The sequence below is a fragment of the Stenotrophomonas lactitubi genome, assembly GCF_002803515.1.
Lineage (GTDB): Bacteria > Pseudomonadota > Gammaproteobacteria > Xanthomonadales > Xanthomonadaceae > Stenotrophomonas > Stenotrophomonas lactitubi.
This window is the reverse complement of sequence record NZ_PHQX01000001.1, coordinates 1,671,573-1,695,121: the sequence shown is the minus strand read 5'-3', so window position 1 is coordinate 1,695,121 and position 23,549 is coordinate 1,671,573. Positions and strand designations below refer to the sequence as shown.

Sequence of the window (23,549 nt, the reverse complement as noted above, 5' to 3'; positions counted from 1 at the left end):
AAAGTATGATCTTCACCAGCCCGGCATCCCGGGTCGCAATCCGTGGAGAGACAATGCCGAAGAAAGGCGTGGAACCGGTCCGCCGCGAGCAGTTGATCCGGGCCACTTTCCAGACCATCGACGAGATCGGCATGGCCGATGCCACCGTCGCCACCATCGCAAAGAAGGCCGGCCTGTCCAGCGGCATCGTCGCCCACTACTTCGGCGACAAGGACGGCCTGCTCAATGCCGCGATGCGGCAGATCCTGCGCGAGCTGAAGGCCGCCGTCGCCCGCTATCGCGACGCCGCGCCGGATGACGCACGTTCACAGCTTCGCGCCATCGTCGATGGCAACTTCGACGACAGCCAGACCAACGGGACCGCCATGCGTGTATGGCTGACGTTCTGGGCCGCGAGCATGCACCAGCCGGAACTGACCCGGCTGCAGCGCGCCAACGACCAGCGACTGTTCTCCAACCTCTGTCACCAGTTCAACCGCCAGCTGCCGCATGCGCAGGCACGCCTGTCCGCACGCGGACTGGCCGCCATGATCGACGGCCTGTGGCTGCGTGGCAGCCTGGTCGGCGGTGACTTCAACGCCGACAAGGCACGCCGCATCGCCTACGGCTACATCGATTTCCAATTGCAGGCCAACGCGCCCTGAGCGCGCCAGCAACCCGCCCCACCCCTTCCAGGAGCAAGCCGATGACCACCCTGCCCGTGCAACAGCTCTACATCCACGGCCGCCGCGTCGATGCCACCAGTGGCAAGACCTTCCAGACCATCAACCCGGCCACTGGCCAGGTGCTGGCCGACGTGCAGATCGCCAGCCAGGCCGATGTCGAGCGCGCGGTTGAAAGCGCCAGTGAAGGCCAGAAGGTGTGGGCAGCGATGACCGCGATGGAGCGCTCACGCATCCTGCGCCGCGCCGTCGAGATCCTTCGCGAGCGCAATGACGAGCTGGCCCACCTGGAAACCCTGGATACCGGCAAGGCACTGGCCGAAACCACCACCGTGGACATCGTCACCGGCGCCGACGTGCTGGAGTACTACGCCGGCCTGGCCACCGCCATCGAAGGCATCCAGCTGCCGCTGCGCGAATCGAGCTTCTTCTATACCCGCCGCGAGCCGCTGGGCGTGGTCGCCGGCATCGGCGCCTGGAACTACCCGATCCAGATCGCCATGTGGAAGTCGGCCCCGGCCCTGGCCGCCGGCAACGCGATGGTCTTCAAGCCGTCCGAAGTGACCCCGCTGACCGCGATCAAGCTCGCCGAGATCTACACCGAAGCCGGCGTGCCGGACGGCGTGTTCAACGTCGTGCAGGGCCCTGGCCGCGAGATCGGCAACTGGCTGACCGAGCACCCGGTTATCGAGAAGATCTCCTTCACCGGCGGCGTCGCCACCGGCAAGAAGGTCATGGCCAGCGCCGCGTCGTCGTCGCTGAAGGAAGTGACGATGGAACTGGGCGGCAAGTCGCCGCTGGTGATCTGTGACGACGCCGATCTGGACCGCGCCGCCGACATCGCAGTGATGGCCAACTTCTTCAGCTCCGGCCAGGTCTGCACCAACGGCACCCGCGTGTTCGTGCCGCGCAGCATGCTGGCCGCGTTCGAGGCCGCCGTGGTCGAGCGCGTCAAGCGCATCCGCATCGGCGACCCGATGGCCGCCGAGACCAACTTCGGCCCGCTGACCAGCTTCCCGCACATGGAAAACGTGCTGCGCTTCATCGAAAGCGGCAAGAGCGAAGGCGCGCGCCTGCTGACCGGCGGCGGTCGTGCCACCGATGCAGCCCTGGCTGATGGCGCCTATGTGCTGCCCACAGTGTTCTCCGACTGCCGCGATGACATGACGATTGTCCGCGAAGAAATCTTCGGGCCGGTGATGAGCATCCTCGCCTACGACGACGAGGACGAAGTGGTGCGTCGCGCCAACGACACCACCTTCGGCCTGGCCGCAGGCGTGGTCAGCAAGGACATCAGCCGCGCACATCGCATCATCCATCGCCTGGAAGCCGGCATCTGCTGGATCAACACCTGGGGCGAGTCGCCGGCCGAAATGCCGGTGGGTGGTTACAAGCAGTCCGGCGTCGGCCGCGAGAACGGCATCTCCACCCTCGGCCACTACACCCGCATCAAGTCGGTGCAGGTCGAACTGGGCGACTACGCCAGCGTGTTCTGACCGGCGCGCCCTGAGCACCGCCCATCGTCCGGCCACCGCGCCGATCCGACATTCCGCCGGGACGCCTGCATGCAGCGCGCCCGGCCTGCAGGAGAGCAACCATGAGCACCCATAACGAGTACGACTACATCATCATCGGCGCCGGTTCGGCCGGCAACGTGCTGGCCACCCGCCTCACCGAAGATGCCGACGTCAGCGTGCTGCTGCTGGAAGCCGGTGGCCCGGACTACCGGCTCGACTTCCGTACCCAGATGCCGGCCGCGCTGGCCTTCCCGCTGCAGGGCAAGCGCTACAACTGGGCGTACAAGACCGATCCCGAGCCCTTCATGAACAACCGCCGGATGGATTGCGGTCGTGGCAAGGGCCTGGGCGGTTCGTCGCTGATCAACGGCATGTGCTACATCCGCGGCAACGCGATGGACTACGACAACTGGGCCGGCATGCCGGGCCTGGAAGACTGGACCTACCTGGACTGCCTGCCGTACTTCCGCAAGGCCGAAACCCGCGACATCGGCGCCAATGACTACCACGGCGGCGACGGCCCGCTGCGCGTCACCACGCCCAAGGCCGGCAACAACGAACTGTTCGCGGCGATGGTCGAGGCCGGCGTACAGGCCGGTTACCCGCGCACCGACGACCTCAACGGCTACCAGCAGGAAGGCTTCGGCCCGATGGACCGCACGGTCACGCCGAAGGGCCGTCGTTCCAGCACCGCGCGTGGCTATCTGGACCTGGCCAAACCGCGCCCGAACCTGACCATCGTCACCCACGCGCTGACCGACCGCATCCTGTTCTCGGGCAAGCGCGCAGTGGGCGTGCAGTGGCTGCACAACGACCAGCCGCAGCGCGCCACCGCACGCCGCGAAGTGCTGTTGTGCGGCGGCGCCATCGCCTCGCCGCAGATCCTGCAGCGCTCCGGCGTCGGCCCGGCCGACCTGCTGCGCAGCCTGGACATCGACCTGGTGCACCACCTGCCCGGCGTCGGCGCCAACCTGCAGGATCATCTGGAAATGTACCTGCAGTACGAGTGCAAGAAGCCGGTCTCGCTGGCCCCGGCACTGAAGCTGTACAACCAGCCGGCAATCGGCGCCGAATGGCTGTTCCTGGGCACCGGCATCGGCGCCAGCAATCAGTTCGAGGCGGGCGGCTTCATTCGCAGCGATGCCGAATTCGACTGGCCCAACCTGCAGTATCACTTCCTGCCGGTGGCGATCAATTACAACGGCTCCAACCCGATCAAGGCGCACAGCTTCCAGATGCATGTCGGCTCGATGCGCTCGCCGAGCCGTGGCCGCATCCACGTACGCTCGAAGGACCCGCGCGAAGATCCCAGCATCCTGTTCAACTACATGTCGCACGACCAGGACTGGCGCGAATTCCGCTCGGCGATCCGGATCACCCGCGAGATCTTCGCGCAGCCGGCGCTGGCACCGTACAGCGGTCGCGAAATCTCGCCGGGCAGCGCGCTGCAGACCGATGCGCAGATCGATGCGTTCGTGCGCGAGCATGCCGAGACCGCCTACCACCCGTCCTGCTCGAACAAGATGGGCCACGCTGATGATCCGATGGCGGTAGTCGACGGCCAGGGTCGCGTGCATGGCCTGGAAGGCCTGCGCATCGTCGATGCCTCGATCATGCCGCAGGTGGTCACCGGCAACCTCAACGCACCGACCATCATGATCGCCGAGAAGCTGGCCGATGTGATCCGTGGCCGCACTCCGCTGCCGCGCAGCACTGCACCGTACTTCAAGGCCAACGGCGCGCCGGTACGCAGCCGCGGCTGACGCGGCTACTCCGCCGGGCACGGCCCGGCGCTACCGGCACCTTTGCCCCCTTCGGTAGCGCCGGGCCATGCCCGGCGTCTTTTGCCGCATCCAGCCGCTACGCGGCGGGCCTCTTCGCGTTTTCCCTACGGGGCGGTATGCTGCGGAGAGCGGTTCTGGCGGATACTGTCCGCGCCGCACCCATCATCACGATTCCTGGAGGGGGAATATGAGTCTGGATCGTCCCTGGCTGCAGAGCTATCCGAAAGGCGTTCCCGCCGAAATCGACGTCAACGAGTTCCATTCGGTAGTTTCGGTCTTCGACGCCTCCGTCGCGAAGTTCCGCGACCGACCGGCCTACTCCAGTTTCGGCAAGACCCTCACCTACGGTGAGACCGACGCCCTGGTCGAGCAGTTCGCCGCTTACCTGCTGGGCGAGCTGAAGCTCAAGAAGGGCGACCGCGTCGCCCTGATGATGCCCAACTGCCTGCAGTACCCGGTGGCGACCTTCGGCGTGCTGCGTGCCGGCTTGACCGTGGTCAACGTCAACCCGCTGTACACCGCGCGCGAGCTGAAGCATCAGCTGGTCGACGCCGGGGTTGCCGCGATCGTGGTGGTGGACAACTTCGGCGACACCGTCGAACAGGTCATCGCCGATACGCCGGTCAAGCATGTGGTCACCACCGGCCTGGGCGACCTGCTCGGCACCAAGGGCGTGATCGTCAACTTCGTGCTCAAGTACATCAAGAAGATGGTGCCCAACTACCATCTGAAGGGCGCGGTGCGCTTCAAGCAGGCGCTCAAGCTGGGCAGCCGCCACACCCTGCCGAAGGTCGAGATCGACCACGACGACGTGGCGTTCCTGCAGTACACCGGCGGCACCACCGGTGTGGCCAAGGGCGCGATGCTGACCAACCGCAACCTGATCGCCAACATGCAGCAGGCCTCGGCCTGGATCAGCGCATCGGGCATCGAGATGGGCAAGGAATGGATCATCACCGCCCTGCCGCTGTACCACATCTTCGCGTTGACGGCGAACGGCCTGGTCTTCATGAAGTTCGGTGGCTGCAACCACCTCATCACCAACCCGCGTGACATGAAGGGCTTCGTCAAGGAGCTCAAGTCGGTGCGCTTCACCGCGATCACCGGCGTCAACACGCTGTTCAACGGCCTGCTCAACACCCCCGGCTTCGACACCGTCGATTTCTCCTCGCTGAAGGTGACCCTGGGCGGCGGCATGGCCGTGCAGCGTGCGGTCGCCGAGCGCTGGAAGAAGACCACCGGCGTCACCCTGGTCGAGGCCTACGGCCTGACCGAGACCTCGCCGGCGGCCTGCATCAACCCGCTTACCCTGGCCGAGTACAACGGCTCGATCGGCCTGCCGATTCCGTCCACCGATGCCTGCATCAAGGACGACAACGGCAACATCCTGGCGCTGGGTGAAGTGGGCGAACTGTGCATCCGCGGCCCGCAGGTGATGAAGGGCTACTGGCAGCGCCCCGAGGAAACCGCCAAGGCCATCGACGCCGACGACTGGCTGCACACCGGTGACATGGCGAAGATGGACGAGCACGGCTTCTTCTACATCGTCGACCGCAAGAAGGACATGATCCTGGTGTCCGGCTTCAACGTGTACCCCAATGAAGTCGAAGACGTGATCGCGATGATGCCGGGCGTGCTGGAAGTGGCCGCAGTCGGCGTACCGGACGAGAAGTCCGGCGAGGTGGTCAAGGTGGTCATCGTCAAGAAGGACCCGAACCTGACCGCCGAGATGGTCAAGGAACACGCCCGGGCCAACCTGACCGGCTACAAGCACCCCAGAATCGTTGAATTCCGAAAAGAGCTGCCGAAGACCAACGTCGGCAAGATCCTGCGTCGCGAACTCCGCGATACGCCCGCCCCGTAAGGGTTTGCGGAAAGTTGAACGCGCTCAGGCCCGGGTCGGCAACGACCCGGGCCTTTTCGCGTGCGTGGGCCCGGGGCCGGTGTAGCATCGCCGCGTGAGTGGACCGTTCGGCCCGCCGGCCACCACCTTGATCTGCGGGCCGCACCGCCGAGGACCCTTCCATGAGTACCATCGAAAAGCTGCCCAGCAGCGGCTCGCCCTATGCCACCATCCGCACCCAGGACAGCGCCGACGGCGCCGCCCACTGGCTGTTCATGCACGCCGACGCCTCCACCGGCGTGCGTCCCTGCTGCCGCAAGGACATGCTGGACGAAATGTGGAGCTACATGAGCGCCATCACCCGCGGCCCGGCGCAGCGCCACAGCGGCCAGCTGCGCCATTTCGTGCTGGCCTCCGACGCCGCCGCCTACAACCTGGGCGGCGACCTGGACCTGTTCACCCGGCTGATCCGGGAAGGCAACCGCGACCTGCTGCTGACCTACGCCCAACGCTGCGTGGAAGGCGTGCACCACCTGCACACCGGCTTCTGCGGCGACGTCCGCTCGATCGCCCTGATCCAGGGCGACGCATTGGGTGGCGGCCTGGAAATGGCACTGGCCTGCCACACCATCGTGGCCGAGGAAGGCTGCGGCATGGGCCTGCCCGAAGTGCTGTTCGGCCTGTTCCCGGGCATGGGCGCCTATTCGTTCCTGTGCCGCCGGGTGTCACCGCAGCTGGCCGAGAAGATCATCCTCGACGGCCGTGTCTACAGCGCCGAGGAGATGCACGCGATGGGCGTGGTCGACGTTCTGGTCAGGAAAGGTGAAGGCCGCAGTGCAGTGGAAGAGATGATCCGCCAGCAGCAGCGCCTGCCGCAGTCGTACCTGGCAATGAATGCCGCGCGCAACCTGGCGCAGGCGGTCAGCTATGACGAACTGCTGGAAATCACCAAGGTCTGGGTCGATTCGGCACTGGCCCTGGGCGATCGTTCGCTGCGCACCATGGACCGTTTGATCAAGGCGCAGACCCGACGCGCCAATCTGGATGTGGCCTGATACGTTCCCCTCCCCCGCAGGGTTCAAGCCCGGCTGGCCACCGGGCTTTTTTTATGGGGCGCGCGAGCATGGGTAACCCGCCGCACAGGTCGGGCAGGCCCGGCGCTAGCGTTCGCCGTCGTCGGCCACGCCACGTGCCTTGCGTTCGGCGCGCGCATCGAGTGCATGCCGGCCTTCCTTGATCGCCCCCTGCAGCACCGCAAGACGCTGCCGCCATTCGGCTTTCAGCTGCCAATCGGCCATCCGCATCAATTCACCGGCGCGGTTGGACGCGCGTATCAGGCCGAGGTTGCTGGCCACACCCTTGATCGCATGCGACTGCTCGCGGAAAGCGTCCCAGCGTGCCGCTTCGCCATCGCCTTCGGCCTTGCGCAGGCACGATTCGGCATCATCCAGGCACTGGCGGATGAACTCGCGTTCGAAACCCTCGCCCATTCCCAGCGACGCCAGTTCATCCAGCACGCCGGTATCAAGCACGCCATCGAGGTTGGTGACGGTGCGCACGATCGGCGGCGCACTGGACTTGAGCTGGGCGTTGTTGGCGATCTCGGCCAGGGTGTCCAGCAGGCGCACGGCCACCACAGGCTTGGCCAGGAACGCGTGTGCACCGGCCTGGGTACAGCGCTGGATCGCTTCGGGAGTAACGTCGGCGCTGAGCACCAGCACTGGCGTGCGCGGGCCGCCACCGGCCTGCATCACCCGCAGCTCCTTCAGCATGTCCAGGCCACTCATGCCCGGCATGTGCAGATCGACGATGGCCGCATCGAACTCGCTTTCGGCCAGTGCGTCGAGCACTGCCTCGCCACCATCGACGCACAGCACCTTGTGCCCGGCCTTCTGCAGAAGCCGCTGCAGCACCATGCGGTTGGCCTCGTGGTCGTCGGCGACCAGGATCTGCATGCTGCGCACCCGCGCGCGATGGCGCAGGAACGGGTCGGCGAACGCAATGACGTTGCCGCCAGCATCGGCTTCGTCGCCCGCAGCAAGGGTCGGCACCGCACCTGGGACCACCGGCTGCGGCGGCGCGAACGGCAGTTCCACCCAGAAGTGGCTGCCCTGCGGCGGGTTGTCCAGATACCCGATCTCGCCGTCCATCGCTTCGACCAGCCCCTTGGCGATGGTCGTGCCCAGGCCGGTACCTTCATGACGACGGGCCATGCTGACGTCGGCCTGCTCGAAGGCCTCGAACAGACGCGGGCGCATCGCCGGTGCGACGCCGATGCCGGTATCGAGAATGTCGAAGCGCAGCCGCACCCCACCCTGCGTGTCTGCATGGACAACGCAGACGCGGATCTCGACCCGGCCATGATCGGTGAACTTGACCGCGTTGCCGGCCAGGTTGAGCAGGATCTGCCGCAGATGCCCGACATCGCCGCGCAACGTCGGCGGCACGGTCTCGGCTACCTTCACCCGATAGTCCAGGCGCTTGGCCTTGGCCTGCGGCAACAGGATCAGGCCGATGGCCTGGATCACCTCGGAAAGGACGAAATCCTCGGCAACGACGCGCAGTTTGCCGGCCTCGATCGCCGAGATGTCCAGCACTTCCTCGACCAGCGCCAGCAGGCTGCGCGATGACGCCTGGATGGTACTCACGCACTCACGCTGTTCGTCGTCCAGGCGCGTGGTCGCCAATACTTCTGTCATGCCATTCAATCCATTGAGTGGGGTACGAAACTCGTGGCTCATGTTGGCCAGGAATCGACTCTTGGCTTCGCTGGCGCGCCGCGCCTCGGCCATCGCTTCGGTCAACTGCCGCAGCAGCGTGGAAAAATACAGGGGAACCGCCGCCAGGCCAAGCCACAGGCCGATGGCCAGGCGTGCGTTCTGCTGCCAGTACGGGGTGGACAGTGCGGTGCTGCCGAAGCTGACCATCGCCATCGCCACAGCCACATACAGGTAGTGGTTGCCGAAGCGCATGCCGTTGCCCACCGTCACCCACATCACCACGATGTAGACCCACGACAGCGGCTCACCCATCTGGATCATGCCGGCGGCGATCAGCCCGTAGTCGGCCAGCATGCCCAGCACGCGCCGGGGATCGGAGCGCTGCGGTCGCCACAGCAGCCAGCCGAACAACAGCAGCGACAGGCTCAGGCCGGTCAGCACGATCGCCAGCACACCGACATACTGGCTGTGCGGCAGTTCATGCCGTGCCGAAGGCAGCAGCACGTACGCCAGGATCAGACTGATCAGGATGATGCGGACGATCTGCTGTCCGTGCTCGCTGTCCTGTCGCTGGGACAGGCGCAGCCGCAATCGCGACAGCAGGCGTTTCACGCGCCCAGTCCCGGCCGTGCAGAGGCGATGGAGTGCTCGGCGCAGATCTGTTCCAGCTGCTCGCGGCCGCGCAGCAATGCATCCACGCAACGCGGATCGAACAGACGCCCACGCTGAGCGTACAGGTAGGCCATGGTGGCTTCCATCGTCCACGCTTCCTTGTAGGGGCGTGGCGAGATCAGCGCATCGAACACGTCGGCCACGGCGACGATACGCGCCTCCAGCGGAATCGCGTCGCCGACCAGGCCATCGGGATAACCACTGCCGTCGTAGCGCTCATGGTGACGCAGCGCGATCAATGCACCGACCTGGATGAAGCGGTTCTGGCTGCCACTGAGCAGCTCATGGCCAATGCGCGGATGCCGACGCATGATCGCCAGCTCCTCATCATTGAGCTTGCCCTGCTTGAGCAGCACCGCATCGGGAATGGCGATCTTGCCCATGTCATGCAGCGGCGCAGCCATTTCGATCAGTTTGACGTCGTCTTCCGGCAGGCCCAGCTGCTCGGCGATCAGGCCCGCCACGCGCGCCATCCGTTCAAGGTAGGCACTGGTTCCGGCATCACGGAACTCGATCGCACGTGCCAGCCGCGAAAGCGTCTCACGCTCGCGCTCCTCCACCTCATGCATGCTGGCCAGCAGCCGCTGCTCCAGTGACAGGGCGCGCTGCTTCACGTTCTCGGTCTGCTGGCGCAACTGCAACAGGTTGTAGCAGCGTGCGCGCAGCTCGCGCGGGCGGATCGGCTTGACCAGGAAATCGATCACGCCGGCTTCGAGCGCCGCCTGCCGGATCGGCTCGTCGCCGACCACGGTGATCAGGATTACCGGGATATCGCGATGCTTGGGCAGCCGGCGGAAGCGGCGGGCGAATTCCAGCCCGTCCATCTCCGGCATGCGGTAATCGAGAAGCAGCAGGTCGACCGGATACGATTCGCACCATGCCAACGCGGTCAACGGATCGCCGAAGTCATGCACGCTCAGTTCCGGCGCGATGTCTTCGATGACGTGACGAAGCATCGTCCGTGCGGAAGTCTGGTCATCGACGATGACGATGTTCAAGGCGTTCTCTGCCTGCCTTCTCGACCATGCTGAAAGGTCAGCGGGCGAGGATACCCCGCCGCTGTGCACGCTGGCACCCTGCATCGGCTCGACTCCCGTCACAAGCTCCCCGATTCATGATCGTCGTCACAATGTGAAGCGGATTCTCCACATTGCGGCCTCCCCTGACGCCATCAAGCCATAGCCGGTGTCAAGGTTGTGCAATAACGATACGCCGAGTGCGGGACGCGTCAATCGCGCCGTCTCAAACCGAGACGGCGCGCACAAACGGACGCCGAAAAAGCCGGTTACTGCTCCGGACGCATGTACGGGAACAGCAGCACGTCGCGGATCGAGCTGCTGCCGGTCAGCAGCATCACCAGGCGATCGACGCCGATGCCGAGGCCGCCGGTCGGCGCCATGCCGTACTCCAGCGCACGGATGTAGTCGGCGTCGTAGTGCATGGCCTCGTCGTCGCCGCCTTCCTTCGCCGCCACCTGCGCCTGGAAGCGCTGGGCCTGGTCTTCCGGGTCGTTCAGCTCGGAGAAGCCGTTGGCCAGCTCCTTGCCGTTGACGAACAGTTCGAAACGGTCGGTGTAGCCCGGATCGTTGTCGTTGGCGCGGGCCAGCGGCGAGACCTCCACCGGGTGATCGGTGATGAAGGTCGGCTGGATCAGGGTGTGTTCGACGGTGGCTTCGAAGATCTCAAGCAGCAGCTTGCCCCAGCCGTAGGACGGCTTGACGCGGATCTTCAAGCGCTCGCAATGGCGCAGCAGCGCATCACGGTCGGTGCAGTCGGCAGCGGAGATTTCCGGGTTGTGGTGGCGCACCGCCTCGTCCATGCGCCAGCGGCGGAACGCCGGGCCCAGGTCGATGTTGGCGCCATCCCACTCCACCGTGGTGGAACCGTTGACCGCCTGCGCCACGTCACGGATCACGCCTTCGGTCAGGTCCATGATCTCGTTGTACGTGGCATACGCCTCGTACAGCTCCATCATGGTGAATTCCGGGTTGTGGCGGGTGCTGACGCCTTCGTTGCGGAAGTTGCGGTTGATTTCGTAGACGCGCTCCAGGCCACCGACGGTCAGGCGCTTGAGGTACAGCTCCGGCGCCACGCGCAGGTACAGGTCAAGGTCCAGCGCATTGTGGTGGGTGGTGAACGGCTTGGCCGCCGCGCCGCCCGGGATGTAATGCATCATCGGCGTCTCGACTTCGAGGAAGTCGCGGTTGTCCAGCCATGCACGCATCGCACGGATGATCTTCGAGCGCTTGATGAACACCGCGCGCGACTCCGGCGTCACGATCAGGTCGACATAGCGCTGGCGGTAGCGCTGCTCGACGTCGGCCAGGCCATGCCACTTGTCCGGCAGCGGGCGCAGCGACTTGGTCAGCAGGCGGATCGACTCGGCCTTGACCGACAGCTCGCCGGTCTTGGTACGGGTCAGGCCACCTTCGACCGCAATGATGTCGCCCACGTCCCAGCCCTTGAAGGCGGTGTAGGCATCGCCCAGCACGCTGCCCTGCAGGAACAGCTGGATGCGGCCGGATTCGTCCTGGATCTGGGCGAAGCTGGCCTTGCCCATGACCCGCTTGGCCATCAGGCGACCGGCCATCTTCACCTGGCGGCCGTTGCCTTCCAGGGTTTCGGCGGTCCACTGTTCCGCGTCGGCGAACTCGTCCTGCAGGCTGCCGGCGAAGTCCTCGCGACGGAAGTCGTTCGGGTACGCGATGCCCTGCCCACGCAGCGCTTTGAGTTTCTCACGGCGCTCGGCGATCAACTTGTTTTCGTCGACGGGGGGGGTATCGGTAGCTTCGCTCATGGATCTGCGGGAATCGTGTAGTGAGGGGGAGTCTTGCGCCCGGCACAGCCGGTTGCCCAGCATACCAAAAGCGCCCTGCCCCGGCCCCTGGGCGGCCCCTCCCCCGCCGTGGGCCGCCCCTGCTCGGTAGCCGCCAACCCAGGTTGGCGATTCATCGTGTGTCGACCAAGGTCGACACCTACCGGATATCACGGCACCGACGCCCTGGTAGCCGCCAACCTTGGTTGGCGCCCCCGTGTCGACCAAGGTCGACACCTACCGGGCCATGCCCCGGATTCACCCGTTCCCGGGGAATGCCTGCCGCAGCTCGTCCACCAGCACCCGCTGGTTCTCCGAATAATCAATCGGCACCGACACCAGGTGCACGCCGCCCGCGGTGAAAGCCGCTTCCAGCGTCGGAATGAACTGCTCGATCGCGGTCACCTCATGCCCCTGGCAGCCATAGGCCTCGGCGTATTTGACGAAGTCCGGATTGCCGAAGGTCATGCCGTAGTCGGCGAAGCCGTCCACCGCCTGCTTCCAGCGGATCATGCCGTAGGCGCCGTCGTTGAGGATCAGCACCACCAGGTTCAGGCCCAGCCGGCGCGCCGTCTCCAGCTCCTGGCTGTTCATCATGAAACCGCCATCGCCACATACCGCCAGCACGCGGCGCTGCGGGTACAGGATCGAGGCCATGATCGCCGACGGCAGGCCCGCACCCATCGTCGCCAATGCGTTGTCCAGCAGCAGCGTGTTCGCCACCTGGGTGCGGTAATTGCGCGCAAACCAGATCTTGTACATGCCGTTGTCCAGCGCAACGATGCCGTCCGGCGGCATCACCTGGCGCACGTCATGCACCAGCCGCTGCGGCGTGAAGCCGGCCTCTTCGGCACGATCGGCGATGTGCTCCAGGATCGTCGCACGCAACGGCAGCAGCGCCGCGGCGTTGTCGACCTTGCCTTCGATGCGGTCGGCCAGCAGGGTCAGCGAACGGCCGATATCGCCGATCACCTCCACCTGCGGGAAATACACCTGCTCAACCGCGGCCTGCGAATAGCCGATGTGGATGACCGTGCGGCCACCCGGGCGCATCACGAACGGCGGCTTCTCCGTCACCTCGTGGCCAATGGTCACGATCACGTCGGCCTGGTCGATGGCCATGTGCACGTAGTCGCGCTCGCTCAGCGCCGCCGTGCCCATGTACAGGCCCGAGCCGCCGGCCACCGCGCCCTTGCCCATCTGCGTGGTGACGAACGGAATGCCGGCGCGCAGCACGAAGGCCGACAGCGCCTCGCTGGACTGCGGCCGCGATGCCGCCGACGCGATCACCAGCAACGGCCGCTTGGCGTCGCGGATGATCTGCGCCGCGCGATCCAATGCCTCGGGGCTGGCAATCGGCCGATCCACCGGGTGCGGCGGAATCATTGCGACGTCCTCGACCTCCATCGCCGCAATGTCCTCGGGCAATTCCAGCAGCACCGGGCCGGGGCGTTCTTCCAGGGCCGTGCGGAACGCCTCGCGCACGATGATCGGGATGGTGCGTGCCGAGACGATCTGCCGTGCGGACTTGGTCAGCGGCTTCATCGTGCCGACGATGTCCACGATCTGGAAGCGCGCCTGCTTGCTGGCAACGATGCCCTTCTGCCCGGTGATCATGATTACCGGCCACGCACCGAGCAGTGCATAGGCCGCACCGGTGGTGAAGTTCAGTGCGCCCGGGCCGAGCGTGGCCAGGCAGACGCCCGGCTTGCCGGTCAGGCGGCCATAGGTGGCGGCCATGAACACGGCAGCCTGTTCGTGGCGGGTGATGACCAGCTCGATGCTGGAGTGGCGAAGCGACTCGACGACATCGAGGTTCTCTTCACCGGGAATGCCAAAAATGCGCTCGACGCCCTCGTTTTCGAGTGCGGCGACGAGCAGATCGGAACCCTTGGACATGGAATGACGTCCTTCTCGCAATGCGTGATGATGGAACGTTGCAGGGATGCTGACAGGAAGCGTGGATGGTCCGCGTCAACGACGGTCGAACCACACCGTCTGCGCGTTGACGAATTCGCGGATACCGAAGTGCGACAGCTCGCGGCCGAAGCCACTTTTCTTCACGCCTCCGATCGGCACGCGCGGATCGGAGGCCGAGAAGCCGTTGACGAACACGCCACCGGTCTGCAGACGGCGTGCCAGCTGCATCGCGCGGGCGTGGTCGCCCGTCCACAGATTGCCGCTGAGCCCGAACTCGCTCTGGTTGGCCAGTTCCACCGCATGATCGGCATCGCGCGCGCGGCTGATCGATGCCACCGGCCCGAAGGTCTCGGTGTCGAAGGCCTGCATTCCCGGCTCGACGCCGGCCAGCACGGTGGGGGCATAGAAGCTGCCGGGGCGATCGAGCTGCTTGCCGCCCACCAGCAGCTGCGCACCGGCCTCGACCGAGGCGCGCACCTGCGCATCAAGCTGTTCAAGCAGGTCCTGGCGGGCCATCGGGCCGATCCGGTTGCCGGCCTCTCGGCCATCGCCCACGGTCAGCGCCTGCACCCGCTCGCAGAACAACGCCACGAAGCGCTCGTACACCGGCGCTTCGACGATGATGCGCTTGCCGGCAATGCACACCTGCCCGGTGTTCTGGAAACGCGAGGCCACAGCAGCATCGACCGCGGCATCGAGGTCGGCGTCAGCCAGCACGATGAACGGATCCGAGCCACCCAGTTCAAGTACCACCTTCTTCAGCGCCTGCCCGGCCTGCGCGGCGATGCTGCGCCCCGCGGCGACGCTGCCGGTCAGGGTCACTGCCGCGATGCGGTCATCGGCGATGGCAGCACTGGTGCCCTCGCGGCTGATGTTGGCGGCGATGAAGGCGCCCTCCGGCAGGCCCGCATCGCGCCACGCAGCGGCGAGCAGCGCGGCGGTGCCGACGATGTTTTCGGCAGGCTTCAGCAGGAAGCCATTGCCGCCCATGAGGATCGGCACGGCCGCGCGCATCACCTGCCAGTACGGGAAGTTCCACGGCATGATGCCGAGCACCACGCCCAGCGGCAGATAGGAGACATAGGCCTTGTTGTCGGCCACCGCCGTCGGCTCGTCGCGCAGGAACGCCGCGCCGTTGTCGGCGTACCAGTCACACAGGACCGCGCACTTCTCGATCTCAGCCAGCGACTCGGCGTGGACCTTGCCCATCTCGGCGGTGGCCAGCTCGGCCAGGGGCTGGCGGTCGCGACGCAGCACGGCCGCCATCGCACGCAGCACGCCCGCGCGTTGTTCGAGTGACTGCGCACTCCAGGCAGCAAAGCCGGCCTGTCCGCGATCAAGGATCGCTTCCAGCTCGGCGTCAGTGGCGAAGGGGTGGCTGGCGATCTGCTGGCCGGTGGCCGGATCGCGGGAAATGGCAGCGGGGGCTGCGGGGGAAGCGGACATGCAGGTCTCCTGTTGTCTCGACAACGGGCGGCTGCCCGTTTCCTGACAAGGAATGTGGACCCGATCGGCAAAGGCAACAAGGCGTCTGTCTATCCTGTGACCTGCACTTACCTGCCTGAATAGGGTTTGTTTCCTGGCAGGGCTTGCAGCCCTGCACCCGCGGTAGTGCCGGCCGCTGGCCGGCAACCTCAGTAGCCGAAGCAACATCAACAGCGGCACTCCGTGGGATGGCGGGGTGGGTCCGGTTGCGGGAGACGCCGTAAACCCATCCATGGGGGCTTGTCCGCGGCATCCATGCCGCGGACACTCCCGCCACCGGACCCACCCCGCCTTCGACAATTTCCTGCTGCTGTTGGTAGGTGTCGACCTTGGTCGACACGGTAGATCCACGCCATGCGTGGATGAATTTCCATCGAGATCGAATATCTCGAATTGAAATCGAAAAGCATCCACGCATGGCGTGGATCTACCCGATCGCGGGGATCTGTCAGAGGTGGGGCGGTGTCGGATTGCGGGGTGTCAGCCGCATGGATGCGGCTGCCAAGCCCCCAGGGATGGGTTCACGGCGCCCCCGCAATCCGACACCGCCCCGCCAACTCAGGGACAGCCCGCTGTTGCTGTTGCTGTTGCTACTGAGGTTGCCGGCCAGCGGCCGGCACTACAGCAGGTGCAGGGCTGCAAGCCCTGCCGAACAACCCTCTACCTGCGCGGCAGGTAGGTCACCAGTGACAGGTCATGCCGGCTCTCCGGCACCAGCGCCACGTACTGCAGGTCCAGCAGCCCGCGCGTGGGATGGTTCAGCTTCTTGGCACCTTCGTCGAAACGACGCACATCGTGCTCCGGCCACCACTCACGGAACTGCTCGCTGTGCGTGCCGATATCCTCGGCCAGCGCCAGGAACGGCGCCTTGTCCGGTGCCTGCGCCATCGCCGCACGGAAGCTGGCCAGCAGGCCGCGGGTCATTTCTTCCCAGTTGAGAATCAACGTTCTGTACGGCGGATACAGGAACATCAGCCGCAGCGTATTGCGTTCATGCGGCGCCAACTGACCGTAGTCGACAAACAGATCGGCGATGGCCGGATTCCAGGCCAGGATGTCGAAACGGGTATTGCGCACGTAGGCGGGGATCGGCTGCATCGCCTCCACCAGCTGGCGCAGGCCGTCGGTCACCGTTTCGTCGGGGGACTCCAGCGGCACCCCGTAGCCGGACAGCGCGAACGCGTAGGCGCGCTCGTCGTCGCTCATCCGCAGCACCTGCGCCAGGCGCTCCAGCACCTCGGGCGAGGCACGAACTTCGCGGCCCTGCTCGATCCAGGTGTACCAGCTGACGCTGACCCCGATCGCCAGCGCGACTTCCTCTCGCTTCAGGCCCGGCGTGCGCCTGCGCCCCGCGGGCAGCCCCAGTGTTGCTGGCTCGACCCGAGCGCGGCAGGCCTTGAGAAAGCCACCCAGTTCCTTGCGTTCGGCTTCACTGCGCATCATCGCCCTGCCCTGCAGGTTTCAACAGCATTGCGGGACGCCCATGACGTCCCGCAACGCAGGGCCCGGACAGCGGACGGTACCGCTGTCGCCGGGCACGCATCAGGCGTCGATGCGCTTGGAGCCGACCGCCAGGCCGGCCTTCAGGCTGGCCTCGACGAATTCGTCCAGGTCACCATCGAGCACCTTCTGCGTATCCGAACGCTCGATGCCGGTGCGCAGGTCCTTGATACGGCTCTGGTCGAGCACGTAGTTGCGGATCTGGCTGCCCCAGCCGATGTCGGACTTGGTGGCTTCCACCGCATCGCGCTCGGCGTTGCGCTTCTGGATTTCCAGCTCGTACAGCTTGGCGGCCAGCATCTTCATCGCGTTGTCGCGGTTCTGGTGCTGGCTGCGGCCGGTCTGGCAGGCCACGACCGTGTTGGTCGGGATGTGGGTGATACGCACCGCCGACTCGGTCTTGTTGACGTGCTGACCACCGGCACCGGACGAGCGGTACACGTCGGTACGCAGATCGGCCGGATTGATGTCGATCTCGATGTTGTTGTCCACTTCCGGCGACACGAACACCGAGGTGAAGCTGGTATGGCGGCGGTTGTCCGAGTCGAACGGCGACTTGCGCACCAGGCGGTGCACGCCGGTCTCGGTCTTCAGCCAGCCATAGGCGTAGTCGCCTTCCACGCGCAGCGTGGCCGACTTGATGCCCGCGACGTCGCCACCGGAGACTTCCATCAGCTCGGTCTTCCAGCCACGCGATTCGCACCAGCGCAGGTACATGCGCAGCAGGATCTCGGCCCAGTCCTGGGCTTCGGTGCCACCGGCGCCGGCCTGGATGTCGACGAACGCCGGGGCGGTGTCCATCTGGCCGGAGAACATGCGCTGGAACTCCAGCTTCTCCACGTGCGCCTGGTGCTTGTCCAGGTCGGCCACCACGGCCAGCGCGGTGTCCTCGTCCTGCTCGGACTCGGCCAGCTCCAGCAGTTCGGTGGCGTCGCTCAGGCCTTCCAGCACCGCGGCGATGCCGCCCACGGTCTTTTCCAGGGTCGAGCGCTCGCGCCCCAGGTTCTGGGCGTACTCGGCGTTGTTCCAGACGTCGGGGCTTTCCAGCTCCCGCGTTACTTCTTCAAGACGCTCTTTCTTGGCGTCGTAGTCAAAGATACCCCCGGAGCGACAACACGCGATCGGTCAGATCGGCGATGCGCTGGCGGACAGGATTCAGTTCGATCATGTCGGCGGTTATGCATTCAAAAGATGACTGCAAATGATACCGCAGCCCGGAGTGAACCGGCGCAAAAGCCAGGTTCGTACAGCCCCGGCCCTACCCGCCCAGTGCCTGCCGCAGCAGCGGCAGCTGGCGCCGGCTGCACGGCACCCGGGCCCCGTCAGCCATGTGCAGCAAGGCCTCGCCGCCATCCAGCGGCTCAATCGAGCGCAGCTGGTCACGATTGACCAGCCAGCTGCGGTGGCTGCGCAGGAACAGGACCGGGTCCAGCCGCGCTTCCAGCACCGCCATGGTGATCCGCAGCGGGTAGTCATGGCCGCGCACCCGCAGGTTCACGTAGTTGCCGGCGGCCTGGGCGTACTCGACATCGGCCGTGGCCACCAGGAACTCCTTGCCCAGCTTGCGCACCAGGAAATGGTCGGGACGATCGACCGGCTCGACCGGCGGGCCCTCATCGGGGGCGGCCAGAAGGGTCGCTTCGCCCTGCCTGCGCCGACCGAACCAGGCCACGGCATGTACCGCCGAGACCAGCAGCGCGTAGGTCTGGATGTCCTTGAAGAACTCATAGAACCATTGCGCCGGCCAGTCACCGAAGGTGTAGTGGCTGCCAAGCAAGGCGTGCGCGGCCTTGCGCAGCAGCACCATCCCACTCACGTGCAGCAGCCACCACGCGACCGCACCCAGCAGGTACGGCATCAGTCGCTGCCGCCAGGTATCGGCATGCAGCGGCCAGCGTGAGGCGGCACGGATCAGCAACACCAACAGCAGCAGCGACACCAGCGCACTGCTGAATTCATCGATCGTCACCGCCATCCACTGCGGTGGCACTCCGTCACGCGCCGCCATCATCACCTTGGCCAGCACGTTGGCCGCCGCCGTACCCAGGAACAACAGGGCCCAGAACACGGCCACCTGCCGTCCTTGCCTGCTGCTGCCCATCGGTTCGCCACGCACTTGCGGGTCCTGCTGGTTGTGCTCGTCCATCACTGGATTATCGCCAACCACAGCCCCGGTGACGTACGCCATTCGTCCCCCAGCCCCGCCATTGGGCCCTGCGGGGCATCCAGCCGCCCCCTCCTGCTGGTGACACCCCGGAAGACCTTCCACTCTGCGACAACGCCAACACGGATGCCGCCATGACCCGCCGCCACGACCTCGACACCCTGCGCATCGGCGCCTTCGGGCTGTTGATCCTCTATCACGTGGCCATGGCTTACGTGGCCGGATGGGACTTCCACCTCAAGAGCGCTCACACGGCCGGGTGGCTGCAGTGGCCGATGATCGCGCTGAATCGCTGGCGCATGCCCCTGCTATTCGCGATTTCCGGCATCGCGCTGGGCCTGTGCCTGCCCGCGCACGGCCGTTGGCAGTTTGCGTTGCGGCGCGGCTGGCGCCTGTTGTTGCCGCTGCTGTTCGGCATCGTCGCGGTCGTCTCGCTGCAGGCCTACTGCGAGGCGGTGGACAAGGGCGAGGTCACGCCGGGGCTCGGCGCATTCCTGTGGCGCTACTGGCAATTCCGGCCGTGGCCGGGCGCCAGCTTCAGCGGTGCAGCCTATGGCTTCACCTGGAACCACCTGTGGTACCTGGCATACCTGATCCCCTACACGCTGCTGGCCATCCTGTTGGCCAGCATGTTGCGGCCGCTACGCCAGCGCCTGCCGGATCTGCCTCTGGGCGACCGTTGGATCGCCACGCTGGGTCTGCTGCTGCCGGTGCTGTGGCTGGCGTGGGCACTGCTGGTCATCCTGCCCGCGCACCCGCCAACCCATGCGCTGGTCGATGACCTGTACGTCCACGCCGAATCGCTGCCCCTGTTCCTCGGCGGCTTCCTTGCGGCGCGCTGGCAGCGTGGATGGGACCTGCTGGTGCGTGGCCGGCGGTTGACCCTGGTATTGGCCGTGATCGGGCTGACTGTCGAACTGGGCATCCGCGCACTGGCCCGGATGCCCGACGTTGGCGATCTGCCTGAGTGGGTGCTGTCGCTGCCATGGGCGCAGACCGAGCGCGTCGGCCGCGCGATGTACACCTGGTGCGCCCTGCTGGCCATCTTCGGCTGGGCACAGGTCCTGCTTGCGCGGCCATGGCGTGGCCTGGGCTACTGCCGCGAGGCGGTCTTCAGCTGGTACATCCTGCACCAGACCGTGCTGATCGTACTGCTGTACTGGCTGCGGCCGCTGCAACTGGGCGCTTGGCTGGAGCCGGTGCTGGTGATCATCGGCACTGTCGGTGGCTGCCTTCTGATTCACGAACTGCTGGTGCGGCGTGTGTGCTGGCTGCGGCCGCTGTTCGGGCTGCGTGCCAATCCGCCGTCGTCGCCGGCTGTACTCGCCGTGACAGTGCAATGAGGTCGTCGCCGCTGTAGAGCCGAGTCGGCGCTCGGCTGCTTCTGCCATGAGCCGAGCATAGGCTCGGCTCTACCTCGAGGCAGTCGAGCAAGCTCGACGCTACAAGAGCCCGGGATCGATCAACGCACCTCGAATTCGCCGACCAGCACGGTCTCAGCACGGTCCTTCAGCCGCATCGTCACCATCTGGTCCTTCTGCTTCGACGTGCCCCAATGAGTAGTCAGGCGCAGCATCAGCGTCGTCGCACCGGTCACCAGCTGCTGGCGGCTGCCGAAGTAGTTCGCCTCCACCTTGTACTTGCCGGGCTTGGCGTTGCGCAGCGAGAACTGTTCCGGGCCATAGCCACCGGTGAAATCCTGTGACATCTGCCCGCCCTGGTAGGTCAGACGGTTGCCGTAGTACGCGCGCTCGCCGTTCGGGTCGGTCACCCACAGGTCCATGTCGCTGTTGTCGGCATCCCAGGCCAGCACCACGCGCAGGTCCAGCGGCATCGCCTGCAGCAGGCGCGGGTCGATGCCCCGGGTGTCCAGGCGCGGCTTGCTGCCGGCCACCAGGTTGGTCAGCTCATCCAGGGCGATCAGCGCGATGCCGTCGAAACGGGAATCCCAAGGGCGCACGACCACCTGATACAGCGGCGCCAACGCCTGCTGCGGTTTGCCCGCTGCAGCCAGTGCCAGGCCAAGGTCGCGGAAGCTCTGCGGTTCCTCCTGACCCATCGCCAGCACCTGCTCGAACACCGGCACCGCCAGCGCCGGAGCGTCGGTCTGCAGCAACCGGTAGCCGAGCACGCGCAGCAGATGGCGATTGTCCAGCTCCATCTCGGCCAGGTTGGACAGCACGCGCAGGGCAAGATCGCGCTGCCCCTGTTCGATCAGCAGGTCGGCCACGTCGAGGAAGAATGCGCTGCTGTTGGCATGCGCATCGCGCTCGGCCAGATAGCGGTCATACAGTTGCGACGCCGGGCCCTGGCGCAGCCGCCGGGCGATGGCCGAGTCTGGCTGCCATGCCGCCAGCCGGATGCCGAGCTGACCGTCGTTGGCGGCAGAGGAAGGGGCAGCAAGGCCACTGGTGAGCGTGATCAGATCCAGCGCCTTGTTCGATGCAGGCGCTGAGCGACGTGCACGCGCACTGCTGGCTTCCATGCGCTGCTCGGCAGCCGCTGCCACCGGCGCGGGGGCGGGCGGAGCCGCCGGGGACGGCGCAGCAAGCATCGCTACCGGCGCCGAATCCATTGCGTAATCTGCAGACGCCACCTCCAGCGCCTTCGCGTCCGCCTGCGGAGGTGCACCCTTCGGCCAACTGCGATTCCACCACTGCTGGCGCTGCTGCCACTGCGTCACCACCTTGTCGAGCCGCTGACGGTCGGCCGCATCGCGGTCTGCAACCTTGCGCGCGAAGCGCTGGTCGTACTCTGCGCGCAGCTTGCCCGACGGTCGGATTGCATAGCGCAGGTAGTCATCCAGGGTTTCCAGCACGATCAGCGAGGTGTCCGGGCCCACCAGGCTGAACTGCTGCGACAGCAGCTGCATCGCCTCGCGGTTGCTGCGTCGATCGGTCGACAACTGCTGCAGACGTGCCTGTGCCCACAGGCCGGCCAGCAGATCACCGTCTTCGCTCTTCTGCGTCGCGGGCAGTGCCTGCCACTCGCCGCCGGCCACGCGTACCCGCATCGGAACACCTTCGGCCGCCAACCGCGCATGCAACCACAGCCAGCCCTGGGCCTGGCTGCGGCGATCGATCACCACATCCTGCACGCCACGGTCGGCATCGATCTGGACATCCAGCGGTACCGACAGCAGTTCCCGTGCGGCGGCATCGACATCGCTGCCGAGTGCCACGAAACTGCCGCCATGCGCCTCGCTCCAGCCGCGCAGGCGGCTGGCATCGGTGCGTGCACCAGCACTGCTGATCGCGAACAGCCGCTGGTCGGCAGCCAACGCCGGCAGTGCTTCCGGCCCGTAGGTCAGCAGGCCATCGCTGACCATCAGGTATTCCTTCACCTCGGCCTGGGGCTGCCACTGCGCCAGTGCACTGGCACCATCCGGCTGTACCGCCATCAACGCCCGGCGCAGTTCACTCCAGTCGCCGCTGCGGATACGGAACCGACGCACAGGCTCCGCACGATCACGCAGCACGGTCAGTGCGACGTTGCCCTCGCCCATCGCCGCGAAGTAGCGATCAAGCAACGCCAACTCGCGAGTGCGGTCGCGCTGGCCAGCGGAACCGGAACCGTCCCACAGCAGCCCCACTTCCGACGGCACACGGCGCGGCGCGGCTGACGTCGGCACCGGCAGCTGTGCCAGCAGGTAATGACCGTCCTGCCAGCGTGCAACCTGCACCTGTGCCTTGCGCTCGGCCGGCAGCGTCCATTGCAGCTGGGCCGGCAACTGTGCGCCGCGCCCTTGCCAGTGCAGGCGGCCATCGGCGATGCGGAACGGTGCGCTGCCGGTGACAGCACCCTTCGGCGCCTGCACGTCCAGTTCAACGGCGGCGGCGCCGGCGACGAACTGCAGCGGCAATGTCCAACGCCAGCCCTGCCCGGCATATGCCAGCGGCTCGCGCACGACCAGCTGCACGCGGCGGCTGCCGCCGGCCGGCAGCGGATACACACGCAGCCGGAACTGGTTGCCCGCGGTCTGCTCCAACAGGCCCGGATCGACGCCCCGACGGGCGATCTCCTCGAACACCTGGCGACCGCGGTCCTTGGGCACCGGCACCGCCTCGCGCAGTTCGCCATTGATGTCCAGAGCAAAGCCAGTGATCTGCTGGCCCTCGCCCAGCGGGAACTGCAGTTCGCCTTCCAGCACGCGCTGATTGGGATTGTGGAACTCCAGGGTGATCCGGGTCTGGGCGATGCCGGCCTGCACCTCGCCCTCGATACGCGCCTGCCGCAGCTGCACGGGCTGTTCTGCTGCGGGTGCGATCAGCAGCGGCGTGGAGGCGATCGGCGGTGCCGGACGACGCGACGCTTGGGGCAATGCCGGCCAGGTTGCCAGGGCCAACAGCAGTACGGTGCAGCATCGGGCGAAGACCATGACAGGACTCCAGTGGGATCGTGATTGCTTGAACGCACCAAACGGGTGGATGGGGTTAACGCGATTCGATGCTGGCTCTTCGCCGCCCC

Annotated in this window: 15 protein-coding genes; 6 read left to right on the top strand and 9 right to left on the bottom strand. The window is 66.2% G+C overall.

All coding sequences use genetic code 11. The features are described from left to right. The first annotated feature begins 53 nt into the window (after positions 1 to 53). From betI to CR156_RS08055, 5 genes are all read left to right on the top strand, one after another. Positions 54 to 644, top strand: a complete 591-nt coding sequence (gene betI / locus CR156_RS08075; protein WP_100465265.1) for a transcriptional regulator BetI — start codon at positions 54 to 56, stop codon at positions 642 to 644. A 41-nt stretch (positions 645 to 685) separates the two neighbouring features. Next, positions 686 to 2,158, top strand: a complete 1,473-nt coding sequence (gene betB / locus CR156_RS08070; RefSeq protein ID WP_100552452.1) for a betaine-aldehyde dehydrogenase — start codon at positions 686 to 688, stop codon at positions 2,156 to 2,158. A gap of 101 nt (positions 2,159 to 2,259) precedes the next feature. Next, on the top strand, positions 2,260 to 3,942 hold the full coding sequence (betA, locus tag CR156_RS08065) for a choline dehydrogenase (protein WP_100552451.1): 1,683 nt from the start codon (positions 2,260 to 2,262) through the stop codon (positions 3,940 to 3,942). Positions 3,943 to 4,150: 208 nt separating this feature from the next. Continuing rightward, complete coding sequence (locus CR156_RS08060) at positions 4,151 to 5,827, top strand: long-chain fatty acid--CoA ligase (protein ID WP_100552450.1); 1,677 nt, start codon at positions 4,151 to 4,153, stop codon at positions 5,825 to 5,827. Between the two features lie 161 nt (positions 5,828 to 5,988). Continuing rightward, positions 5,989 to 6,861 carry a crotonase/enoyl-CoA hydratase family protein gene (locus CR156_RS08055; protein ID WP_100552449.1) on the top strand — a complete coding sequence of 291 codons (873 nt, stop codon included), beginning with the start codon at positions 5,989 to 5,991 and terminating at the stop codon, positions 6,859 to 6,861. Between the two features lie 105 nt (positions 6,862 to 6,966). Here the strand turns inward: CR156_RS08055 and CR156_RS08050 are convergent, their stop codons facing one another. The 8 genes from CR156_RS08050 to CR156_RS08010 all read right to left on the bottom strand — a co-directional run bounded on the left by CR156_RS08050 (position 6,967) and on the right by CR156_RS08010 (position 19,019). Next, on the bottom strand, positions 6,967 to 9,138 hold the full coding sequence (locus CR156_RS08050; RefSeq protein WP_100552448.1) for a response regulator: 2,172 nt from the start codon (positions 9,136 to 9,138) through the stop codon (positions 6,967 to 6,969). Beyond that, positions 9,135 to 10,280, bottom strand: coding sequence for a response regulator (locus tag CR156_RS08045; RefSeq protein ID WP_100552447.1), 1,146 nt, complete (start codon positions 10,278 to 10,280; stop codon positions 9,135 to 9,137). Before CR156_RS08045 ends, CR156_RS08050 begins: the two co-directional genes overlap by 4 nt. A gap of 203 nt (positions 10,281 to 10,483) precedes the next feature. Beyond that, positions 10,484 to 11,995: a lysine--tRNA ligase gene (gene lysS / locus CR156_RS08040; protein ID WP_100552446.1), complete on the bottom strand. Its 1,512-nt coding sequence runs from the start codon at positions 11,993 to 11,995 to the stop codon at positions 10,484 to 10,486. A gap of 276 nt (positions 11,996 to 12,271) precedes the next feature. Then, positions 12,272 to 13,912 (bottom strand): acetolactate synthase large subunit, encoded by a 1,641-nt coding sequence (locus CR156_RS08035; RefSeq protein ID WP_100552445.1) that lies wholly within the window; start codon positions 13,910 to 13,912, stop codon positions 12,272 to 12,274. Between the two features lie 75 nt (positions 13,913 to 13,987). Continuing rightward, positions 13,988 to 15,379, bottom strand: a complete 1,392-nt coding sequence (locus tag CR156_RS08030) for an NAD-dependent succinate-semialdehyde dehydrogenase (protein WP_100552444.1) — start codon at positions 15,377 to 15,379, stop codon at positions 13,988 to 13,990. A 699-nt stretch (positions 15,380 to 16,078) separates the two neighbouring features. Continuing rightward, positions 16,079 to 16,861 carry a helix-turn-helix transcriptional regulator gene (locus tag CR156_RS08020; RefSeq protein WP_100465254.1) on the bottom strand — a complete coding sequence of 261 codons (783 nt, stop codon included), beginning with the start codon at positions 16,859 to 16,861 and terminating at the stop codon, positions 16,079 to 16,081. Positions 16,862 to 16,960: 99 nt separating this feature from the next. Continuing rightward, positions 16,961 to 18,086, bottom strand: a protein-coding gene (gene prfB, locus CR156_RS08015) for a peptide chain release factor 2 (RefSeq protein ID WP_099818762.1) whose coding sequence is annotated in 2 segments (ribosomal slippage) — positions 16,961 to 18,010 and positions 18,012 to 18,086 — 1,125 coding nt in all. Because the reading frame shifts where the segments join, the coding sequence is not laid out codon by codon here. A 90-nt stretch (positions 18,087 to 18,176) separates the two neighbouring features. Next, complete coding sequence (locus tag CR156_RS08010; protein WP_100554112.1) at positions 18,177 to 19,019, bottom strand: LytTR family DNA-binding domain-containing protein; 843 nt, start codon at positions 19,017 to 19,019, stop codon at positions 18,177 to 18,179. A 197-nt stretch (positions 19,020 to 19,216) separates the two neighbouring features. On the opposite strand from CR156_RS08010, the gene CR156_RS08005 reads away from it, so the two are divergent. Continuing rightward, a complete protein-coding gene (locus CR156_RS08005; protein WP_100552442.1) occupies positions 19,217 to 20,425 on the top strand; it encodes an acyltransferase family protein in 1,209 nt (402 codons plus the stop codon). A 119-nt stretch (positions 20,426 to 20,544) separates the two neighbouring features. On the opposite strand, the gene CR156_RS08000 is transcribed toward CR156_RS08005, so the two are convergent. Further along, positions 20,545 to 23,460, bottom strand: coding sequence for a VIT domain-containing protein (locus tag CR156_RS08000; protein ID WP_100552441.1), 2,916 nt, complete (start codon positions 23,458 to 23,460; stop codon positions 20,545 to 20,547). Between the last annotated feature and the right edge of the window lie 89 nt (positions 23,461 to 23,549).